Genomic DNA, 20,872 nt, shown 5'->3' with positions numbered 1-20,872 from the left:
TGTCTTCAGAACAAAAACAGCCTTTAACGGTTATTTGTAGTTAACCAATACATTATTAAGCTTTACATTGATTCTTGGATCAATAGCTGTATTGACTTTGTAAGATCTTATGATCACATTGGTAAGATTCTTTCTTCCCATAGTTGGCGGACAGATCGTGTATTCTTCAGCTCCTCTTATGGTAAGTTTGCCTAAAGAAGCAATGTCTTTCTGGGTCAGCAATGCCGCATTAGTTGCCACCTGATTATTTTGAATAGCATAATAATCTGTTCCAAGTTCTTTGGCTCCGTATTTTTTCAGGATGCCGTCTACTTTAGCTCTCAGATCTCCGTATTTGTTCCAGTCGATGTTCGCTTTCATTAAACATCCGCGGATGATATACTGTCTGTTGATTTTGTAAATAATAAAATTGGTACCCAAACTGTTCTGATGGAGTTTTTGTAGTCTTAATAAACTCTTTATGTCTTCATCAGAAATTTTTTTGACATCTTTAAGGATGTAATTGTTGTCTACAATGTAATTGCCTTTTTCTTTATAAAAAGACATTTCCTGAGGTTTTAGCTGGGAAAATATCATAACAATTCCCACTATTGCTCCAATTAAAAATAAAGTCTTTGTTTTCATGTGGTTGTTTTAAAATATCCCTACTCTGTTTTAGGATTTTCGGATGCCTCCTTGGTGTGAGTGTTTCATGGTCGAGAAACTTAGATCAAATGTAGGATTATGTAAGTGCTTAAGAATAAGTGTTTATCCTGTTTTTTTACAAGGACTTTACCCTATTAAGATGGGAATGTAAAGAAAGTAAAGATGAAAATCCCGAAATAACAGGCTGTTTTGTTGGTGCTTGGAATAAAAAAAATCGGATGAACTCAGAAAAGTTATTTTGAATTGAAGGTGGGAAAAATGTTGATCCCGGAATAGGATTAGATTTTGATCAGATAGAATAACTGAAGTGGCTTGAACAAAAATAGGATGGCTTAAAAAAAAACAAATCCCGAAGGTGGCCGGGATTTATTTTTAATCAAATTAATTCTTCCTTTTTCAGGAGTGAAATAATTCGTAGCAAAAATGAAGTGGATATTTCTTTCTTAGTTTTTGCTGCAGAAGAATCAGTTCTGCCTTTCAGCATAACTTTTTTGTGATTCTCATGGTTAGTTTGTGTCTCTCCTGCAATCATCTTGTTTCTCTTAGTGTTTTTACCCCTTATTCTCATTGCAAACTTACAACGGATACCACAAAAATACCATCCGTGTTTTCACGGTATTTTATATGGGGTTTTCACTGAAATATAGATTTTTATTCATTTAATTGGTTGATTAATAAAAGAATATGTATATTTAAATCTCCGTTAAAGGAAATAATTAAAGAGGTATCCGAAAATCTAAAGAGTAGGAAATTAATACTAAACAAAATAATTATGAAAAATTCAAAAAAGCTTTCAAGAGTAGAAATGAAAACTGTACAAGGTGCTATTAAAGGGTGTAATCCACAGATATTTTGTAGTAGCCCACAAACAGAGTGCTGCCCGGGGTGGGTTTGTGCTGGTATAAGACAATATTGTATAGCCGTATAATGATTTTTACATAGAATTTAGATCTGGCTAAGAAAAAGAGAGGGATTAATTTCTCTCTTTTTTTGTATCTTATTGTTGAATTTAAAAACTAGCTTTAAAATCCTTAAATTTGTTTTAAATTAAAATGGTATGAGTTTTTTTGAAGAGAAAAATCCTGAAATGGACAGATATTTGGAAGCACACGCTTCTTCAGAATCCGAAATGCTGAAAAAACTGAGAAGAGAGACTTACCAGAAGACGACACAGCCTCATATGATTTCCGGGTATCAGCAGGGAAGGTTATTGACTATTATTTCCCAGATGCTGCAACCGAAAAGTATTTTGGAAATAGGAACCTTCACAGGATATGCTACACTATGCCTTGCATCAGGATTAGCGAAAGACGGGAAAATTACTACACTGGATGTAAACGAAGATCTTGCTTATCTGCCGAAAAAATATTTTGAGTCCAGTGAATATGCCAGTCAGATTGATTTTAAACTTCAGGATGCCAAAGAATTTTTAAAAGAAACAGACGAGTTTTTTGATCTGATTTTTGTGGATGCTGATAAGGAAAATTATGCGGAATATTTTAAACTGATAAAACCTCACACCAAGTCCGGAACGGTAATCCTGTTTGATAATGTTTTGTGGTATGGAAAAGTGCTTGAAGAAAATCCAAAGCTGAAGTCTACCCAGTCTATCCAGGAATTGAATGATTTGGCGGCAAAAGACGAAGATTTTGAAAATCTTATTTTACCTTTGCGTGATGGAGTCAACTTTCTTCGCAGAAAGTAATTAAAACATTCAAGGATTAAACATTTAAAGAGGTACATATCGTATTTTTAATCTTTAAATTATTCAATCTTTAAACTGAGAGTTAATGAATAAAGGAATTTGTATTGTTACAGTAGCGCCGGTTCGTGCAGAGAATTCTGACAGAGCTGAAATTGTTACGGAAATATTGTTTGGAGAAAGCGCCGATATTTTGGAAGTAGATAAAAACTGGACCAAAATAAAAATGCACTACGACGGCTATGAAGGATGGATGGATACCAAACAGCTGAAACCGGTAACGGATGAAGAACTGGCAGCAAGAAAAGTGACTGTTGTTACAGAAGATTTTTCTTCTGTATTGATGAATGACGGGAAGACACTGTTGTCTATGGGATCGGAAGTGGAGTTTCCCGTAGTTGCTTCAAGGAGAAGTCATGATGTACGTGAAAGTATCGCACTTACGGCAAAAGAATTCCTTAATGTGCCTTATTTGTGGGGAGGCAAAAGTTTTTTTGCGGTAGACTGCTCCGGATTTACCCAGTTGGTCTATAAAATTCACAATATTAAAATTCCAAGAGATGCTTCACAGCAGGCTGAGGTTGGAGAACCACTTACCTTTATAGAAGAAACACAGCCAGGAGATCTTGCTTTCTTTGAAAATGCAGAAGGAAAAATTATTCACGTAGGTATTATGCTGGATAATCAAAAAATTATTCATGCTTCCGGAAAAGTAAGAATTGATACATTGGATTCCACAGGGATTTTCAATAAAGAAATGAACAAACATACTCACAAATTGAGAGTGCTGAAAAGTGTAATTTAATTCTCATTAAATCTCATCTGAAATGGAAAATATTCTTTTTACAATTTTTGATATTTTTAATTTTGGATGGGTCATTTTTTTATGGGGATTTACCCTGAAAAACTATAGCGCATTGCCAGAGAGAATTCCTGTACATTTTGATATGCAGGGACAGGCTGATGGATTTGGTGGAAAAATATATGCATTTCTGATGCCTGTATTAGCTCTTGGTCTATATGCTCTGTTTGTTTATGGATTAAGACATCCAGAAGATACTAATTTCCCTGTAGAAATTACAGATCAGAATATGAATGCTCAGTTTTTAATTATGAAAATCGGATTGAGAATTCTTTTTGTTGTACTGGCAGTCATTTTTATGAATATTCAGGATTATATGTTCAGATATGCTGTTGATGATAAAGCTAAACCCCGGATTTCATTTGCTGCCATATTTTTATCGGTCGTGTTATTTACTCCTGCATTACTTTTTATAGCTCATCTTTTTAAATGATACACTCTAAAGAAAATTCAGAACATTATATCTGGGGAAACCATTGTGACAGCTGGATTCTGAAAAGTACACAAGAATTATCTGTGAAGCAGGAAAAAATGCCCGCAGGAACTTCAGAAAAACTACACTTTCACAAAGTGGCAGAACAGTTTTTTTATATTCTCAAAGGAGAAGCTGTATTCTATATCAATGAAGAGAAATATCGGGTTAAACAGGGCGAATCTATTTCTGTTGCACCGGAATCAAAACATTTTATCTCTAATGAATCCACCGAAGAAATTGAATTTTTAGTCATATCCAATCCACCTGCGGATCATGATAGAATTGAAATAAAAGAATAATAAACATGGCTTTTCTATACAATATATTTATCAGTCTCCTTATCTTCGGAATGAAGGTTTTTGCATTGATTAATGATAAAACTAAAAAAGGCGTTGAAGGAAGAAAGCAATCGTTAGATAAAGTAAAATCTGCATTTGCAAAAACAGATAAAGTAATCTGGATGCATGCTGCAAGTCTGGGAGAATATGAACAAGGACTGCCTGTCCTGGAAAAGCTTAAAGAGAATTTTCCCCAACATAAAGTTCTGGTGACTTTTTTTTCTCCTTCAGGATATGAAAATGTTGCTAAGAAGAAACATATCGCAGACGTTATTTGTTACTTGCCATTTGATAAAAAAAACACTGTGAAGGAATTTGTATCACAGTTTAATGCTGAACTATTTTTTACGGTTAAATATGATTACTGGTATAATCTGCTTGCTGAACTGAAAAGTAAAGGGACAAAGATCTACGTTATTTCAGCTCTGTTCTATGAAAGACAATCCTTCTTTACTTCCTATGGCAAATGGTTTGTAAAGCAGCTTCAGAAAAATGTGGATTGGTTTTTTCATCAGACTCAGTTTTCCTTAGCTCTGGCTAAAAGTGTAGGTTTGATGAAGTCTTCTGTAACGGGAGATACAAGGTTTGACAGAGTAAAGCAACTTCGTGAACGGAACAACCATGTTGATTTTATTGCGGATTTTATAGGAGAAAATAAAGCTGTGGTCTTTGGGAGTTCATGGCAGGCTGAAGAAAAAATAGCAGAAATAGTTTCCCGTAAAAATAATACAGTGAAACTCATTATTGCACCACATGATCTGAAAAGAGTAGAGCATTTGAAAAGTATATTCCCGGATGCTTTATTATACAGTCAAATACAAAACGGCCAGCTATTAACGAACAATGCTCAACTTCTGATTATAGACAGCATCGGTTTATTGTCAAAACTCTATTCTTATGCAGATGCAGCTGTTGTAGGAGGCGGATTTCATGATGCCGGACTTCATAACATTCTGGAAGCAGCAACTTTTGGTGTTCCTGTGGTTTTTGGAAATCATTATAAAAAGAATCCGGAAGCCGATGATCTGATCGCTGCGAATGGTGGAAAATCATTTCCAGACGAATATACAGCCGCAGAATTTGTTTTATTTCTTATGAATGAAGATAATCAGGAAGAGCTTACAGAAATGTCTCAGAATGCAGGGAAATTCGTAGACGGAAAACCAGATTCTACTCAAATGATTCTGCAGAAAATTTTATCTTAAATATCCCTGGCTTTTCATTTCCTTCATGATCTGATCTATGTTTTCAGGAATCCTGTCGCATTCCAGCCAGTTGAGGTCAAGACCATTGTTTAAACACAGTTTCTGAAGATAATGATTTTCTGAGATCTTCTTTTGGGTGTCACGCAGATATTCATCAATTTCCATCCAGTAATCCTCATCCAGTTTTTTAATAAGAGTCAAAGACTTGAATACTTTGTTGATGATATAAATATAAAGCTTGTACACATTGTCAAACCTCTGTCTGCTGAGGTCGCTGTTGTTTTCCAGGATTTTATTGACAAGAAGAAGATTCAATGAAACTTCCCCGAATTTATCGGTGGTAATTTTGATGTGTTCAGTGATTTCTGCACTTATCTTTCGGATAATAGTCAGAAAATAGGGAGCATTTCCGGTATATTTTGAGGCTAAAAGAACCTTTTCCGTTACAATTTCCTCCATTGTATTTCTCTTATCATCTGTGGTTTCAGGATCAATAAGCTCGAAATATAATTTTTTAGACAATAATTTATCCTTTCTCAGAAGTCTGAAAATAAGTTTGTCTTTCTCGGTACCGGAAAAAGCGCTCAGAGCGGCTTTGAACTCTTTTGAATACTCCATTAATTGAAAATTTTCGAATACTTCATGAATCCGTTCAGTGCCCAGTTCGCCGTATAGTACAATGATTTTAATGTTGAAAAGCCCATGAAATCTTTATAAACAAGATATTGATCTTTGATGATATTTTTCTTCTTTCTGGAAACACTGTTTTCACGCATTCTGTATTTTGCGAGTGTCTTTTTTACAGGAATCCCCTCAGGAATTACTTTTAAAAGATTAAGCCACATCACATGATCTTCACGTTTGCTTTTTACAGGAAACAAAAATTTTCCAACTCTTTTGGTATCATACATTGTAGAAACCGGTGCAAGACGGCATGTCTTCAGCAGATTAGAAAAAGTAACGACTTTATCAGCCAGGAAATCTTTCAGAATGGGCTGAAGCTGCTCATCACATCTTGAATAATTACAGTAGACCAGTTCTGCATTATGTTCCTGCATATAACCTGTCATCGTTTCCAGATATTCAGGATACCAGTAATCGTCAGAATCCAGAAAAGCAATATATCTGCCCTGGGCTCTTTCCAAGCTATTGTTCCTTGCATTTCCTGCCCCACCGTTTTTCTCAAGTACCTGCAGTTTTATTCTGGGATCATTGTATTTTCTGATGATCTCAACAGTATTATCTTTGGAAAGGTCATCAGTAATCAGCCATTCCCAGTTTTCATAGGTTTGGTCAAGAACAGATTGTATGGTTTCCTCGATAAATTCTGCAGAATTATAACAGGGAGTGATAATGGAGACAAGATCTTTCATTTATGCTTTTTGAGAATGTAAAATTATAAAAATCTTTTTTCATAAAAATGCCAGGAGCTTACCCCTACCGCAATAACCACCAACATACATACCAAAGCCATTACAAATGGATTGTAATCTTCAAACAACCCTAAAGTCTGGAAAGTTCTGATAATAGGAAAATGGAAAATGTAGATTCCGTAGGTGAAATCACCATATTTTCCGAAATTGTTTAAGAATTTGAATGAATAGGCAATGTACATTACAATAACACCAATCATCATTGGGGAAAAAAGCTGAATATTTAAGTATAAATCAATCCACACCGTGGTAACAGCAATGATGAAGAGTATATTTTTATACTTGATGAATTTATCAAAATTAAAGTAAATCAGCATTCCGGGGATAAAATAGGATAGTGTTCCTGGAAGCTGTTTGGCAACTGAAATTTTATGTAAAGATTCAAAATAATTAAGATAAATAAGTGATAAAAAGTATAAAATAACCAAGCTTATATTCCTGTATTTGTTATTCTTTCCGAAAAGCAAAAACAACAATGGTACAGAGAAATAATAGCACATTTCTATTTTCAGCGTCCATAAGGCACCATTCACTGCTTGATTTCCAAAAACTCCGGGAAGCCAGGGGGCTTTAAAATTTAAAAATAATGAATTCCAAAAAAGATATTTATAAACTTGTGTATTGCTGAAATATTCGGTGAGAGAATACGTACTTACCAAACTTAATAAAATTGCACATAAGAAAATAACCAATAAATAAGCGGGAACAATTCTTCTGATTCTCTTTTTTAAATAACTTTTCAGGCTTGAAGACCTGTCATAGCTCCTTGCGATAAGAAATCCACTCACTGCAAAGAAACCGAAAACAGCAATTTCTATAGGGCTGTGCTCAAAAATTTTAAGATCGGGAGAAGCGCTGAGGGTGCCAAGATGTCCAAGAAAGACAATAAAGGCAAGGAGAACACGTATGAAATCAAAATTGTTTTTCGTAATATCCTGCATTTGTATTTTCTTTCTTGCAAAAATAACTTTTTTAATAAAATGAATGGGTGCCTGTATTCATTATTTGTTAAATAAAGGGAAAATGAGGTCTGAGGGTTTTAAAATATATATAAATAAAGGTCGATGAAATAATTTTTCATAAAAAATAGTAATATAAATCAAAAAAATTATAATTTTAGCGCTTGAAAAAATTGATCTATGAAGAAATTAGCATTACTATTTGCAGGTTTGTCTTTGTTTGCAGCTACAGGGTGTAGTGATAATAATGATACTGTTCTGGAAGCTCCTCTAGTTGGGACTTGGCAACCATTAAAAGAAGTAGTTACTACTGTTGAGGTGGGTGAGGACCCGGTTTCTAACACGATTACTTATACTGACTGTCAGAAACAAACAAGATGGTGGTTCAGCGCTGACTCCAAAGGAGGGAAAACAAACTGGGGAGATACCGCTACACCTGGTCAGTGTGCTATTCTTTCTGATATAAAATTCAATTATACCTATAATAAAGAAGGAAAAGACGTTCAAATGAAAATTCAGGGGATTGTAGAGCCTCAGAATGCAAAGGTTATTACTTTGGATGATACAACGCTCAATCTTGCTGTAAGAGAGGAGACTCAGGATCCGAAAATATTCCAGACAAGAACATATACCTTCAAAAGAGTTATTCAATAATAGTATATACTTCAGGATATAAAACAGATCTCATCTCCGGATGGGATTTTTTTGTTGAAGACAGAATTGCAATTCATCATAAATTAAATTTCCATTTACTTTAAAATCATTATTTTTGTGAATCTTGTTAAAAAGAAAAATAATTCAATATTTTAAAGTCTAACATATAACATATATATAAAGTGTTTTACGATCATCAGCAGATAGAAAAAAAGTGGCAGAAATACTGGGAGGAAAATCAAACCTATAAAACCTCTAATAATACGGATAAACCCAAATTTTATGTACTCGATATGTTTCCGTATCCATCCGGAGCAGGTCTTCACGTAGGTCATCCGCTGGGATATATAGCATCGGATATCTATGCAAGATATAAAAGACATCAGGGGTTTAATGTTCTTCACCCGGTAGGATATGACAGCTTTGGACTTCCTGCTGAACAGTATGCTATCCAGACAGGACAGCATCCGGCTATTACTACAGAACAAAATATCAACAGATACGAGGAGCAGTTAAGAAAAATAGGATTTTCATTCGACTGGAGCAGAGAAGTGAGAACTTCAGATGCCTCATACTATAAATGGACACAGTGGATCTTTATCCAGCTGTACCACTCTTGGTACAATAAAAATACTGACAAGGCAGAATCTATTGATTCATTAATCCAACATTTTGAAGAAAAAGGAACCGAAGGATTAAATGCCAATCAAAACGATGAATTAAATTTCACAGCAGAAGAATGGAAGATAGCTTCCGATCTTGACAAAGAAGATATTCTGTTAAACTATCGTCTTGCTTACAGAGCTGAAACTACGGTGAACTGGTGCCCTGCATTAGGAACTGTATTGGCAAATGATGAAGTGAAAGACGGTAAATCTGAAAGAGGAGGATTCCCTGTTTTCCAAAAGAAAATGATGCAGTGGAGTATGAGAATTTCTGCCTACTCTGAAAGATTATTACAAGGATTAAATACTTTGGACTGGCCACAACCTTTGAAAGACTCCCAGGAATACTGGATTGGAAAATCTCAGGGTGCACAGGTTCAGTTTAAAGTTGAAGGCCACGATGAAATCGTTGAGGTATTTACAACAAGACCTGATACCATTTTTGGAGCAACCTTTATGGTATTGGCTCCGGAGAATCCTTTAGTTGAAACTATTACTACCGATGCTCAGAAAATAGAAGTAGATACTTATATAGAAGAAACTTCCAAAAAAACGGAAAGAGACAGAATGTCTGACGTGAAAAACGTGAGTGGAGCTTTCACAGGAAGTTATGCAATCAATCCGTTCAGCAATGAGAAAATGCCGATCTATATTTCAGACTATGTATTGATGGGATATGGAACAGGAGCGGTTATGGCTGTTCCGGCACATGACGAACGTGATCACAGATTTGCTAAGAAATTCAACCTTGAAATTAAAAAAGTTGTAGAAACTGAAGAAGACGTTCAGGAGAAATCTTTTGATTCTAAAGATTCAGTTTGCGTAAACTCTGATTTCTTAAACGGATTGAATTATAATGACGCGAAATCAAAAATCATTGCTGAGATCGAAACTAAAGGTATCGGTCATGGAACAACAAACTACAGACAGCGTGATGCAATTTTCTCAAGACAGCGTTATTGGGGAGAACCTGTTCCTATATATTATAAGGATGGGATGCCTTACACATTGCCGATCTCTGCTTTACCATTGGAACTTCCTGAAGTTGAAAAATATTTACCAACAGAAGACGGAGATCCGCCATTAGGAAATGCGAAAGAATTTGCATGGGATGAGGCTAACCAGAAAGTAGTTGCTACAGATCTTGTTGATGATAAAACTATTTTCCCGTTAGAATTATCTACTATGCCGGGCTGGGCAGGAAGCTCATGGTATTTCCTTAGATATATGGATCCTCAGAATGACGGAGAGTTCTGTGCAAAAGACCTTTCAGATTATTGGGGACAAGTTGATTTATATATTGGTGGTAGCGAACACGCAACAGGTCACTTATTATATTCCCGTTTCTGGAATATGTTCTTAAAGGACAGAGGATATATCAATCATGATGAGCCATTCCAGAAATTGATCAACCAAGGGATGATCTTAGGAATGAGTGCATTTGTATATAGAATTGACGGAACTAACCAATATGTATCTAAAAATTTAGCTAAAGATTACCAGACTCAGCAGATTCACGTTGACGTATCCTTATTAAAAGGAACTTCTGATGAATTGGATACTGAAGCTTTCAAAGCCTGGAGACCGGATTATGCTAATGCAGAATTTATTCTGGAAGACGGAAAATACATCACAGACCGTGAAGTAGAGAAAATGTCAAAGTCAAAATACAATGTGGTAAACCCTGATGACATCTGTGAAGAGTATGGAGCTGATGGTTTAAGACTGTATGAAATGTTCCTGGGGCCATTAGAACAATCCAAGCCTTGGAATACTCAGGGATTAAGTGGAGTATATGGCTTCCTTAAAAAATTCTGGAATCTGTATTTCAACGAAGACTCATTTGAAGTTTCAGAAGAAGAACCTACAAAAGCAGAATATAAAGTTTTACATACCTTAATAAAGAAGGTAGTATATGATATTGAAAACTTCTCTTTCAATACATCCGTATCATCATTTATGATTGCTGTAAACGAGCTTCAGAAAATAAAATGCAACAAGCGCAATATTTTAGAACCGCTGGCCGTTATCATTTCTCCGTATGCTCCTCATATCTGTGAAGAACTATGGAGTTTGTTAGGACACGATACGTCTATTGAATTTGAACAGTTTCCGGTGTTAAATGAAGATTATCTTGTAGAAGACGAAATTCAGTATCCGGTAAGTGTAAATGGTAAAATGAAGTTCAAAATTTCACTTTCAGCTCAATTATCTGCCAAAGAAGTAGAAGATTTGGTGATTTCGAGTGAGAAAATGCAACAGATTTTGGAGGGTAAAACCCCTAAAAAAATCATTGTAGTCCCTCACCGTATTGTGAATATCGTAATTTAAATAAAATTTAACATTGGGAAATTAAAAAAAATGGGTGTCTTATTTTTTTGATTTTTTAACTCAAATGTTAAATTTGGGGAAAATAAATAAAATAATTAAAAATAATTATTATATCGAAATCGTATTAAAATTTCTTTATCAAAAAAAAGCAAAATGTTTAATTAAGACTCTTGCATTTTAATTAATTTTGCCTTTAATTTACACCCTGTAAAATTTTAAAACAATATAATTTAGTTAAATATGGAAATGAATGTTTCAAAAAATGATGAGCAAGTAGTTGCTAGAAAGGCAGGAGGTTTAAATCCAGCTGTTATTATTCCTATTCTATTTATTATAGGAGTATGTATTTATTTATTCGTTCTTGGTAGCCCAGGAAACTTTAAAGATGCAGATAAACTAGGAAGTGGATCTGTAGCTTTTTCAAGTGTTGAAGGAAAAGACATTCACCCAGAATCGTTTTTAGGTATTATCTACAAAGGAGGGGTTATCGTACCAATCTTGATTACTTTCATGATTACTGTAATCGTTTTCTCTTTTGAAAGATATTTCGTTCTTGGTAAAGCTGCCGGAAAAGGAAACTTAGACAACTTCGTTGTACAAGTAAGAAGCTTACTAAACCAAAACAAAATTGACGAAGCTATCGAAGAGTGTGACAGACAACAAGGTTCTGTAGGTAACGTAGTAAAAGAAGGTCTTACTACTTACAAAGCATTATCTCACGATACTACATTAAATAAGGAGCAGAAAATGGTAGCGCTTAACAAAGCTATCGAAGAAGCTACTACTCTTGAGATGCCAATGCTTGAGAAAAACATGATGATCCTTTCTACTTTAGGTACTGTTGCAACGTTAGTAGCACTACTTGGAACGGTAATCGGGATGATCAAGGCGTTCTTCGCATTAGGTTCAGGAGGTGGTACTCCGGATGCTGCTGCTCTATCTACAGGTATCTCTGAAGCCTTGATCAACACGGCATTAGGTATTGGTACTTCAGCAATCGCTATTATCCTTTATAACTTCTTTACTTCTAAAATTGACGGATTAACTTACAAGATCGATGAGATCTCTATGAGTATCCAACAATCTTTCGCTGAATTCAACTAAGAATTAGCAAGGTATTTGCATTAGCAATTAAAAGAAGTTTAATTAAAAATATTTTATAATAATGGCGAGAGTCAAACCAAAAAGACATGGAGTAATTACGGACATGACTGCAATGTGTGACGTTGCGTTCCTACTCCTTACGTTCTTTATCTTGACCACTCAGTTTAAAAAACCTGACGTGGAGCAGATCAAACCGCCATCTTCAATTTCGGAAAAATTGCTTCCTGATGCTAGTTTAATGACTATCAACGCTACTCCGGACGGAAAATTCTATTTCCAGCCAGTAGAAAACGCATCAGAAAGAATTGCTCTTTTGGATAAAATGGGACAAAAGTATGGTATTACTTTTGACAACAACCAGAAAGCAGCTTTCCAGAAAGTTCAGGCAATTGGAGTTCCAATGAACCAACTTAAAGGGTACTTGGATATGCCTGCAGATGAGCAGAAAAATTATAAGAGTCCTACAGGTATTCCTATGGACAGTACAAATAAGCAATTAATTGATTGGGTAAAAGAAAGTTTGAGCGTTAACCCTGACTATAAGTTAGCGATTAAAGGTGACGTTACAACTCAGTATCCTAAAGTTAAAAGTCTATTTGAGGGTTTAAGAGATATTGATTTTCTTAAATTTTGGTTGATTACATCACAAGAAGGTAAACCTAACGAATAATATCGATAGAAATGGCAGAAGTACAAGTACAAGAAAAAGGCGGCAAGGGCGGCAAGGTCCGTTCCAAGAAGCAGAGTACCAGAGTCGATATGACTCCGATGGTGGACTTGGGTTTTCTATTGATTACCTTCTTTATGTTCACAACTACGTTCAGTAAACCGAACGTGATGGATTTGGGTCTTCCGGCTAAACCGAAAGATGAAACAAAAAAACCACCTCCAACAGAAATTAAACTTTCTAACTCAATTTCTATCTTATTAGGAAAAAATAATAGAGTTTTCTGGCACCAGCAGGATGCTACATCCTTGAATGACCAAACTCTTATGGAAACTACTCTTGATAGAGAAGGAATTAGAAAAGTAATTCAGCAGGCAAAATCTAGAGCTGCAGATCAAACGAAATTTACCGTGATCATTAAGCCAACTGACGATGCTGTATATAAGAACTTTGTTGATATTCTTGATGAAATGGCAATTACCAAAAGTGAGCAGTACGGTGTTACTGACATTAAGCCTTGGGAAAAAGCTGTTTACGAGAAAAAAGTAGGAGGTGCTGCTGCACCAGCTGCTGCTACAAAGTAATTTAACCATAAAATTGTTATATCTAATCTATGGCAGATGAAAATGTATACGGTCAGAATCTTACTTTAGACGAGATCGTATTTGAAAATAGAAACAAGGAATATGGTGCCTATGATCTTAGACATCAGTATCCGAGACTTTTAACAAAGTCTTTTATTATCGGAACAGCATTATTCCTTTTGGCAGCTTTGTCTCCGTTCATCTATCTTACGATTAAAAATCTTACAGCTCCGCCTAAACAAGAAGTAAAGGCAGATCTTGTAGATATTATCGAGGAAGAACCGATTATCGAGCAGCCTAAAGAAGAAGAACCACCGCCACCTCCTCCTCCAAAAGAAGAAGAGAAAATTGAGGTGATTCAAAACGTAGTTCCTGAGCCTGTAAAAGCTCCGAAAATTGAAACGCCACCGCCGCCAATCTCTAAGCAGTTGGAAACAACAACTGGTTTACAGAATCAGGAGGGGGTAAAGGCTCCTGCTTATACGCCACCGCCACCACCACCATCTACAGGTACTAAAGCCAGTACTGTAGAAGTAAAAGCAAATAATCCTAACGAGATCTATAAAGATGTTGACCAATCTGCAGAATATCCTGGAGGTATGGGAGCATTAAGAAAGTTCTTGGGAGATAATTTCGATACTTCTTTAATGGAAGGAGGTGAAGGAACGCTTAAAGCTAAGCTTAAGTTCGTTGTAGAAAAAGACGGAACTGTTTCTGCAGTTACTATTGAAGAGAAATCTCCAAATAGCGACTTCAACAGTGAAGCTGTACGTGTAGTTAAGAAACTTAAAAAATGGACTCCTGCGAAAAGAAACGGGGAGAGCGTTAGATCTTACTATAGTGTACCATTTACTATGAACTTTGAATAAGACTTATTTATTCAAAATATAAATAAAAAGAGAAGCATATGCTTCTCTTTTTATTTTTTTTGGTATTTTTGTTACATGATGTTCAATTGGTTATCCCTGGTTACGGGATTGTTTTATATCGTTTTAGGAATTGTAGTGATTGTCTACAAATTCTTCTTTACTATTTTAGAACCTGCTGTTGCCTATGCATTAGGTGTAGTGCTGGTTATCTATGGTATTTTCAGAATTTACAGGGCGATCTCAAGAATTAAAAAATCGAGAAATGAAGAATAGTTTTAAGCTTGCAGTAATTTTTGTTTTAAGCATGATGCTTGCAGGCTGCAAAAAGGAGAAAAATGCTCCTTCCTATCACAAAGGTGATCTTACAATTTTTACTGACGAGTCCTTTCAAAGTGTCACAGAAGCATTAGCTGACGGGTATATGATCAATTACCCTGAAACCCACATCAAAGTAGAAACTAAAAAAGAAGATTTAGGACTTCTGGATCTTCTTAAAGGAAGTGCTAAAGTGGTGGTAATGTCCAGAAATCTTACCCCTGAAGAAATAAAAACATACGAAGAAAGAACAGATTTAAAGTTTCTTCCTGCTAAATTTGCTGCTGATGCAGTAGTCTTTGTTGTTCCTAAAGATTCTCCAAAAGAAAGTATTTCAATGGAGGAAATCAACAGCGGATTGATGTCTGATAAAAAAGAATTCATTTTCGATGGAACAAATTCAAGTAATCTGAATTTTGTTGCTGAAAAATTTAAAAAACAGCCGAAAGACCTTCAATTTTCCATTATTCCGGGAAATCAGAAGATCATAGAGGAATTAGGAAAATATCCCAATAAAATAGGGGTTGTAGGGCTTAATATTTTTAGCCGTCCTTATGATAAAGCTTCTGAGAAACTGAGAGAAATGGTGAAAGTTCTTCCTGTTGTAGAAAAGGGTAAGCTTTACAATGCAGATTTTAAGGGACTCAGTACAATGGAATATCCGTTTACACGAGTTCTTTATTTCTTGATTAACGAAGGTAATTTTAATATTGCCAATGGATTTATTAGATTTTCATGTACCCATTTAGGTCAGAAAATTGTTCAGAAAGAGGGTCTGCAGCCTTATAATATTTATAAGAGAGAAGTTCAGATGCGTTAAAAAATATTAAATTCACAATTTAGCCTTGTTAAAAATATTGATTTGGTCTGAAAATTGTGTAGAATATAACTCAATTATTAGAAAATATAAAATGAAAGATATAATGAATATGAATGTAAAGAAGATTGCTTTTGGAGCAGCTGTGGTATTTTTTACTGGTTTTGCCTCTGCACAGACACTGCAGGATGGGATTAACAGTATAGACAGTGATAAATTTGCTCAGGCAAAAACGAATTTCACTGAAATGATCGCTAAAGAGCCTACAGCTGAAAACTACTTCTATTTGGGAAATACTTTCTTAAGACAGGGAGAGCCAGATTATGCTAAAGCAATTGAAAGCTTCAATAAAGGATTAGCTGCTGATTCAAAAAGCTATCTTAACAAAATCGGTTTGGCTGCTGTTAAATTAGGTAAAGGTGATAAAAACGCTGTTGCTGAAATTCAGAAAGTAGTAACCGATTCAAGAGAAAAAGATGCTGAAGTTCTGTTCAGAGCTGCAGAAGCTTTAACTTTATTTGAAAAGAATAGTTCACCTGATCTTGCTATCCAGTTTTTGACTAAAGCAATTGAAAAAGCAGAGAAAAAAGGTGTTCCTGCACATTATTATTATACGTTAGGAGATGCTTACAGACTAAAGAGAATGCCGGGAGAGGCTATGTCTGCTTATGATAAAGCATTACCTACTGCTAAAAATAAAGCTTCCGTTTACACAAGAATGGCAACTTTATGGATGGCTGCACAACAATGGCAGCAAGCTAAGCAGAATATCGATAAAGCTATCGGTGTAGATGCTACTTATGCTCCTGCATATAAAGCATTGGCTGGTTACGATATCAGATACCAACAGAATGCAAAGGCTACACAAGACCTTATCAACTATACAAAATATGCTGATGAAGATCCATATACTCAATTAGAAATTGCAAAACTATACTTCACAAACGAAGATTATGCAAACTCTAAAATGGTATTAGATAAGATTTTTGATAAAATTGAAGATCCTATCAAGTTCAAATTAAGAGCTTACAATGCATACGCAGATAAAAACTATGCGGATGCTAAGCAAAACATGGATACTTTCGTTTCTCAAGCTGAGAAAACAAGAGTACAGCCTGCTGACCAAGGTCTACAAGGACTTATTGCTGCAGGTTTAGCAAAAGATGAAAAAGATGCTGCTAAAAAAACTGCTTTAATGACGGAGGCTCAGCAGAAAGTTGCTATTGCAAAAGCTGCTAAAGACGAAACAATGAAGTGGGATCTTGAATTAGCTAACATCGCTGGTGGTGGAGGTGTTTCTCAGTCAGAAGTTGACAAAGGACCTACTAACCCAACTATTGAAGCATTGAAAAAGCAGGTTGCTGCGAATAATCAGGATTCTGATGCATTATTCAAGTTAGCAACAGCTTACCAGGATATTAAAAACTGGAACGGAGCAATCCTTACATGGCAAAAAATGTCAGCTCTACTTCCTGATTGGGCTCCTGCTTATTACAGCCAGGGGTATTCTTACCAACAGGCAGGAAACAATGATGCGGCAAAAATGGCTTACGAAAAATTCATCAGTACAGTAAAACCTGCTGATCAGGAAGCAAACAAGCAGACTCTTGCTTATGCATACTTTGCTGTAGCTTATATGAATAAAGATACTGATCTTGCAAAAGCTAAAGATTATGTAGCTAAATCTTTACAGTTAGATCCTACTTATCAGGATGCTGTAAAATTAAATGCAGAGATTAATAAGTAATTTAAAATGTAAATTATAGATATTAAAACTTCCCATTCGTAATGTTTGGGAAGTTTTTATTTTAAACTTATCTTTGATTATATGAAAACTGATATACTTGCTTTTGGAGCACATCCTGATGATGTAGAACTGGGATGTGGAGGAACTATTGCTAAAATGGTTTCAGAGGGTAAAAAATGTGTTGTGGTAGATCTTACAAGAGGTGAGCTCGGAACTAGAGGTACAGATGAAACACGGAAGGCAGAAGCGGCGGATGCTGCTAAAATTTTGGGACTTTCAGCAAGAGAGAACCTTGGAATGAAAGATGGCTTTCTGGTAAACTCTGAAGAGTACCAAATGAGGATCGTAAAAATGATTCGCAAATACCGCCCGGAAATCGTGTTAGCTAATGCAATTGATGATAGACATCCAGATCATGCAAAAGGAGCGAAATTAGTATCGGATGCGTGCTTTTTGTCCGGGCTGAGAAAAATAGAAACTGTAGAAGAAGGCGAGAATCAGGAAGTGTGGAGACCTAAGCATGTTTTTCATTATATTCAATGGAAAGATATCAAACCGGAATTCGTTATTGATATTTCAGAATTCCTGGAGACAAAAATTGCATCCTGCATGGCCTATAAAACTCAGTTTTATGACCCGGCTTCTAAAGAACCAGAAACTCCGATTACAACAAAAGACTTTTATGAGAGCTTAACTTACCGTGCTCAGGATTTAGGGCGTTTATCGGGAGTTGCTTATGCTGAGGGATTTACGTCTGAGAAGTTAATTTCTTTGAAAAATTTTGATGGAATTGTTTGGTAGTTGAGGAAAATGTTCTATATTTGCACTCACAAAACGGTGATTGTAGCTCAGTTGGTTAGAGCGTCGGATTGTGGTTCCGAAGGTCGGGGGTTCGAGACCCCTCATTCACCCAAAAAAAGTACACTTTTTACAAGTGTACTTTTTTATTTTATGTCTGTTTCAATAATAACAGATACTTCTTTTTTCATATCCTTTCTAAAAGTTTTTCCCATTCTACACTTATAATTTGTAAGTCAATACACAAAAATGGTTCTCTTTAAGTTTTTGAAAATAAATTCATGGTTTGGTGATTGAAACTTTTATATTTGTTTTGCCAAAATCATGATAAATAATTCTTTAAATTGTTTCAAATCAAAACTATTAACATGAAAAAGTTCTTTACAATCCTTACCCTGCTATTTGCATTAAAGTCTTATGCTCAATCCTACTACACAAACCTATTTGATAGTAAAGGATATGCTGTAGTACCTATTAATTCAACCAGCTCAAACCAATTAGAATTTTCGTGGATAGTATCTGCCCATATGGAAGCATTGGTAATGATGTATGAAAAAACACATGACGTGAAATATGCTAATGTTTTAATTGGGACTATTGGAAATGTGATTGACAGAAGAGATGATCTTAGGGGCCAGATGCCGGGTCTAAGTCAAATTTTTGATTATCGTAATGTTTCAGGTGCTGCCTGGTCTCATAATCACTACAATTATCCAAAGGCGGACTCAGGAAAAACTTATGCGCATATGGTACATAGCGCTAACATAACTTACCCTATGGCTAAGTTTGCCGCAATAGTTAAGAAAGACTCTACTCTTCATCATTTAAAATATATTGGGGGAGGACGTTATAATGATATGAGTTTTAAAGCTATTTCTGATGATCTTAAACAAAAAGTAAAAGAAACTATTGATTATCATGGGGGGCAATGGTATACTGAACCTAATTCTAATGCAAATAATAGTATAGGTTATTATAAAGACCGCAATGATAATCCGCCAATAGATAACGCTGGTAAAATTTTACCGTTTAATATGCAAAGTGCAATGGGAAGAGTATTGGTACAGATGTATCTGGCAACAGATAATCCGGATTATCTTACACAACTTAACCAGATGGCCAATTTTATAAAAGCAAATACTTCTTTAAATACTAATCTGGGATCCAATAGTTGGACATATTGGAAAACAAGTACTTTACGGGAAGATATTTCTCATGGTGGCTTAACTATATCTTTTCCTTATGAGTGTCGTAAATATAATATTTCCATAGGCGGAACACTTATTTATACAGATTTGGATATGAAAACTTATGCTAATACTTTAACGAAAGATATCTATAAATCTCCTTTGTATATAAATAATGGAGTGAGTTATCCTGATTCACCCTGGAATCTTAAGTATCCACATCCTGTTGGTGAAGATGTAAGTACCTATACCTGCTTCCAATGGGCGAGCTTATCTGAATATGATGAAAAAATATATCAGTTACTTGCTGAAATGCAAACGGCAGAAAATTATTATACACCTTTAACACCTGAAAACTTTCCTTTGGTAGTTGCTTATTTGGCTTATTATGAAAATTTAATTGTACCTGTCAATACGGAACATGGATGGGGATCAGGTTCCGATTGGAGAGGAATTGCGAGCGGTAATTTTGATGGAGATAGTGCTAATGAATTTGTTGTCATCAGAAATTATGATGGGATGATAGGAACTATGGAAACTTATAGTAAAAAATTTCATTCCGTTACAAACGACAAATATTATAGTGGACAGTACGATTGGAGAGGTGTAGCTGCCGGTGATTTTTTTGGAGATAGCAAAAGTGAGATTATCGCTTTAAGTAATCATTCCGATCCCAGTAATAATGGGGCTTATATTTTAAAGGTTGAAAATAATAATATTGTTGAGCATACAAAATCTACAGGATGGGATGCGCAATCTGATTGGGTAGGAGCTGCAGCAGGAAACTTTATCACCGGAGGAAAGGATGATTTTATTGCTGTCAAAAATTTAAATAAAGAAGTTCTTGTTTTTAATTTTAATGGAACGACTCCTCAGTTAGTTCATACTAACGCTCTTAATTTACCAGTGAATTCGAAAATTACAGCAGTTGCTTCAGGTAACCTTGATGGTGTTGGTAAAGATGAGATTGTTCTGCTTGTAGATGCTGAAGATAATATGCAAAATGGTATATATGTTTATAATATTGATGATAATGGGGTCATGACAAAAATAGCACAATCTACAGGTTGGGGTTCGGGTTCAGAGTGGAGAGGATTAGCTGTTGGAAATCTTGATGGTAATGGAGCGGATGAAATTCTTGCTCACAGAAATTTTGATGGAGATTATAAAGTTTTTAAATTAAATGGGAATATTTTAGGTGCTTTCGGCGCAGAAAGTTTTCCTGTCTTACAAACTAAAGACAATATTATGTGTTTTGGGAATTTTGATTCAAGCTCTCAAAATGATGAATTGGTTACTCTTAGAAAAGACGGAGGCATAGTTATGTTTTCAGCAGCACAAGTTGTTAAACAACCTCTTCAGTCTAGTAAACAATCAGATCCATGTCAGAATGAAGTGCCAGACGTGTTATTCAGTTTTCTGAAATCAGCATCTTATAATAAGGAGGAATCAAAAGAAATGGTAACTGTAAGTAGGAAATCACTCACGGTAAATTAAATATAAATATTCAATATA

General features: G+C 35.3%; 21 protein-coding genes and 1 tRNA gene. 18 read left to right on the top strand and 4 right to left on the bottom strand.

All coding sequences use genetic code 11. From position 1 onward, the window contains the following. Positions 1–30 precede the first annotated feature (30 nt). Positions 31–624: a hypothetical protein gene (locus tag DYR29_RS12965; RefSeq protein WP_213277205.1), complete on the bottom strand. Its 594-nt coding sequence runs from the start codon at positions 622–624 to the stop codon at positions 31–33. 793 nt (positions 625–1,417) lie between these two features. Here DYR29_RS12965 and DYR29_RS23035 point away from each other — a divergent pair. From DYR29_RS23035 to DYR29_RS12940, 6 genes are all read left to right on the top strand, one after another. Then, positions 1,418–1,573, top strand: a complete 156-nt coding sequence (locus DYR29_RS23035) for a CCPGW family putative bacteriocin (RefSeq protein ID WP_425394599.1) — start codon at positions 1,418–1,420, stop codon at positions 1,571–1,573. Positions 1,574–1,702: 129 nt separating this feature from the next. Continuing rightward, entirely contained in the window at positions 1,703–2,350 is a 648-nt protein-coding gene (locus DYR29_RS12960) for an O-methyltransferase (protein ID WP_213277204.1), read from the top strand. Positions 2,351–2,435: 85 nt separating this feature from the next. Next, positions 2,436–3,152, top strand: a complete 717-nt coding sequence (locus DYR29_RS12955) for a C40 family peptidase (RefSeq protein ID WP_213277203.1) — start codon at positions 2,436–2,438, stop codon at positions 3,150–3,152. A gap of 22 nt (positions 3,153–3,174) precedes the next feature. Continuing rightward, positions 3,175–3,642, top strand: a complete 468-nt coding sequence (locus tag DYR29_RS12950) for a DUF1648 domain-containing protein (protein ID WP_213277202.1) — start codon at positions 3,175–3,177, stop codon at positions 3,640–3,642. Beyond that, positions 3,639–3,983, top strand: coding sequence for a cupin domain-containing protein (locus DYR29_RS12945; RefSeq protein WP_213277201.1), 345 nt, complete (start codon positions 3,639–3,641; stop codon positions 3,981–3,983). Before DYR29_RS12950 ends, DYR29_RS12945 begins: the two co-directional genes overlap by 4 nt. Positions 3,984–3,988: 5 nt before the next feature. Continuing rightward, on the top strand, positions 3,989–5,227 hold the full coding sequence (locus DYR29_RS12940) for a 3-deoxy-D-manno-octulosonic acid transferase (RefSeq protein WP_213277200.1): 1,239 nt from the start codon (positions 3,989–3,991) through the stop codon (positions 5,225–5,227). Here DYR29_RS12940 and DYR29_RS12935 read toward each other — a convergent pair. From DYR29_RS12935 to DYR29_RS12925, 3 genes are read right to left on the bottom strand one after another with little or no spacing between them, the layout of a single operon-like run. Then, complete coding sequence (locus tag DYR29_RS12935; RefSeq protein ID WP_213277199.1) at positions 5,219–5,845, bottom strand: deoxyuridine 5'-triphosphate nucleotidohydrolase; 627 nt, start codon at positions 5,843–5,845, stop codon at positions 5,219–5,221. The two genes, DYR29_RS12940 and DYR29_RS12935, sit on opposite strands and share 9 nt — an antisense overlap. Further along, positions 5,845–6,600 (bottom strand): glycosyltransferase family 2 protein, encoded by a 756-nt coding sequence (locus DYR29_RS12930; protein ID WP_213277198.1) that lies wholly within the window; start codon positions 6,598–6,600, stop codon positions 5,845–5,847. Before DYR29_RS12930 ends, DYR29_RS12935 begins: the two co-directional genes overlap by 1 nt. A 23-nt stretch (positions 6,601–6,623) precedes the next feature. Further along, a complete protein-coding gene (locus DYR29_RS12925) occupies positions 6,624–7,601 on the bottom strand; it encodes an acyltransferase family protein (protein WP_213277197.1) in 978 nt (325 codons plus the stop codon). A 198-nt stretch (positions 7,602–7,799) separates the two neighbouring features. On the opposite strand from DYR29_RS12925, the gene DYR29_RS12920 reads away from it, so the two are divergent. The 12 genes from DYR29_RS12920 to DYR29_RS12865 all read left to right on the top strand — a co-directional run bounded on the left by DYR29_RS12920 (position 7,800) and on the right by DYR29_RS12865 (position 20,854). Beyond that, entirely contained in the window at positions 7,800–8,273 is a 474-nt protein-coding gene (locus tag DYR29_RS12920; protein ID WP_213277196.1) for a lipocalin family protein, read from the top strand. Between the two features lie 182 nt (positions 8,274–8,455). Next, positions 8,456–11,269, top strand: a complete 2,814-nt coding sequence (gene leuS / locus DYR29_RS12915; RefSeq protein WP_213277195.1) for a leucine--tRNA ligase — start codon at positions 8,456–8,458, stop codon at positions 11,267–11,269. 240 nt (positions 11,270–11,509) lie between these two features. Then, positions 11,510–12,373 carry a MotA/TolQ/ExbB proton channel family protein gene (locus DYR29_RS12910; RefSeq protein ID WP_047373530.1) on the top strand — a complete coding sequence of 288 codons (864 nt, stop codon included), beginning with the start codon at positions 11,510–11,512 and terminating at the stop codon, positions 12,371–12,373. A 61-nt stretch (positions 12,374–12,434) separates the two neighbouring features. Beyond that, complete coding sequence (locus tag DYR29_RS12905) at positions 12,435–13,043, top strand: ExbD/TolR family protein (RefSeq protein ID WP_047425065.1); 609 nt, start codon at positions 12,435–12,437, stop codon at positions 13,041–13,043. Positions 13,044–13,054: 11 nt separating this feature from the next. Continuing rightward, positions 13,055–13,624, top strand: coding sequence for an ExbD/TolR family protein (locus DYR29_RS12900; RefSeq protein ID WP_047425067.1), 570 nt, complete (start codon positions 13,055–13,057; stop codon positions 13,622–13,624). A gap of 29 nt (positions 13,625–13,653) precedes the next feature. Further along, positions 13,654–14,493: an energy transducer TonB gene (locus tag DYR29_RS12895; protein ID WP_047425068.1), complete on the top strand. Its 840-nt coding sequence runs from the start codon at positions 13,654–13,656 to the stop codon at positions 14,491–14,493. A gap of 75 nt (positions 14,494–14,568) precedes the next feature. Beyond that, the gene (locus DYR29_RS12890) at positions 14,569–14,766 is read left to right on the top strand and encodes a DUF308 domain-containing protein (RefSeq protein WP_172617109.1); all 198 of its coding nucleotides are present in this window, start codon (positions 14,569–14,571) and stop codon (positions 14,764–14,766) included. Further along, positions 14,756–15,628, top strand: a complete 873-nt coding sequence (locus tag DYR29_RS12885) for a PstS family phosphate ABC transporter substrate-binding protein (RefSeq protein ID WP_213277194.1) — start codon at positions 14,756–14,758, stop codon at positions 15,626–15,628. The genes DYR29_RS12890 and DYR29_RS12885 overlap by 11 nt, the downstream gene beginning before the upstream one ends. A 91-nt stretch (positions 15,629–15,719) precedes the next feature. Beyond that, the gene (locus DYR29_RS12880; protein ID WP_047425072.1) at positions 15,720–17,372 is read left to right on the top strand and encodes a tetratricopeptide repeat protein; all 1,653 of its coding nucleotides are present in this window, start codon (positions 15,720–15,722) and stop codon (positions 17,370–17,372) included. An 81-nt stretch (positions 17,373–17,453) separates the two neighbouring features. Continuing rightward, positions 17,454–18,173, top strand: a complete 720-nt coding sequence (gene bshB1, locus DYR29_RS12875) for a bacillithiol biosynthesis deacetylase BshB1 (protein ID WP_213277193.1) — start codon at positions 17,454–17,456, stop codon at positions 18,171–18,173. A 35-nt stretch (positions 18,174–18,208) separates the two neighbouring features. Further along, positions 18,209–18,284, top strand: a tRNA-His gene (locus DYR29_RS12870). Between the two features lie 254 nt (positions 18,285–18,538). After that, a complete protein-coding gene (locus tag DYR29_RS12865; RefSeq protein ID WP_213277192.1) occupies positions 18,539–20,854 on the top strand; it encodes a hypothetical protein in 2,316 nt (771 codons plus the stop codon). The last annotated feature ends 18 nt before the right edge of the window (positions 20,855–20,872 follow it).

The sequence above is a fragment of the Chryseobacterium indologenes genome, assembly GCF_018362995.1.
GTDB lineage: Bacteria > Bacteroidota > Bacteroidia > Flavobacteriales > Weeksellaceae > Chryseobacterium > Chryseobacterium indologenes_G.
This window is presented reverse-complemented; position numbering and strand designations above follow the sequence as displayed.

Coding starts and splice junctions, on each gene's coding strand:
- DYR29_RS12940 (WP_213277200.1), top strand. CDS start 3,989: ATGGCTTTTCTATACAATATATTTATCAGTCTCCTTATCTTCGGAATG.
- DYR29_RS12905 (WP_047425065.1), top strand. CDS start 12,435: ATGGCGAGAGTCAAACCAAAAAGACATGGAGTAATTACGGACATGACT.
- DYR29_RS12960 (WP_213277204.1), top strand. CDS start 1,703: ATGAGTTTTTTTGAAGAGAAAAATCCTGAAATGGACAGATATTTGGAA.
- DYR29_RS12930 (WP_213277198.1), bottom strand. CDS start 6,600: ATGAAAGATCTTGTCTCCATTATCACTCCCTGTTATAATTCTGCAGAA.
- bshB1 (WP_213277193.1), top strand. CDS start 17,454: ATGAAAACTGATATACTTGCTTTTGGAGCACATCCTGATGATGTAGAA.
- DYR29_RS12885 (WP_213277194.1), top strand. CDS start 14,756: ATGAAGAATAGTTTTAAGCTTGCAGTAATTTTTGTTTTAAGCATGATG.
- DYR29_RS12920 (WP_213277196.1), top strand. CDS start 7,800: ATGAAGAAATTAGCATTACTATTTGCAGGTTTGTCTTTGTTTGCAGCT.
- DYR29_RS12955 (WP_213277203.1), top strand. CDS start 2,436: ATGAATAAAGGAATTTGTATTGTTACAGTAGCGCCGGTTCGTGCAGAG.
- DYR29_RS12945 (WP_213277201.1), top strand. CDS start 3,639: ATGATACACTCTAAAGAAAATTCAGAACATTATATCTGGGGAAACCAT.
- DYR29_RS12900 (WP_047425067.1), top strand. CDS start 13,055: ATGGCAGAAGTACAAGTACAAGAAAAAGGCGGCAAGGGCGGCAAGGTC.
- DYR29_RS12965 (WP_213277205.1), bottom strand. CDS start 624: ATGAAAACAAAGACTTTATTTTTAATTGGAGCAATAGTGGGAATTGTT.
- DYR29_RS12895 (WP_047425068.1), top strand. CDS start 13,654: ATGGCAGATGAAAATGTATACGGTCAGAATCTTACTTTAGACGAGATC.
- DYR29_RS12935 (WP_213277199.1), bottom strand. CDS start 5,845: ATGGAGTATTCAAAAGAGTTCAAAGCCGCTCTGAGCGCTTTTTCCGGT.
- DYR29_RS12925 (WP_213277197.1), bottom strand. CDS start 7,601: ATGCAGGATATTACGAAAAACAATTTTGATTTCATACGTGTTCTCCTT.
- DYR29_RS23035 (WP_425394599.1), top strand. CDS start 1,418: ATGAAAAATTCAAAAAAGCTTTCAAGAGTAGAAATGAAAACTGTACAA.
- DYR29_RS12910 (WP_047373530.1), top strand. CDS start 11,510: ATGGAAATGAATGTTTCAAAAAATGATGAGCAAGTAGTTGCTAGAAAG.
- DYR29_RS12950 (WP_213277202.1), top strand. CDS start 3,175: ATGGAAAATATTCTTTTTACAATTTTTGATATTTTTAATTTTGGATGG.
- DYR29_RS12890 (WP_172617109.1), top strand. CDS start 14,569: ATGATGTTCAATTGGTTATCCCTGGTTACGGGATTGTTTTATATCGTT.
- DYR29_RS12880 (WP_047425072.1), top strand. CDS start 15,720: ATGAAAGATATAATGAATATGAATGTAAAGAAGATTGCTTTTGGAGCA.
- DYR29_RS12865 (WP_213277192.1), top strand. CDS start 18,539: ATGAAAAAGTTCTTTACAATCCTTACCCTGCTATTTGCATTAAAGTCT.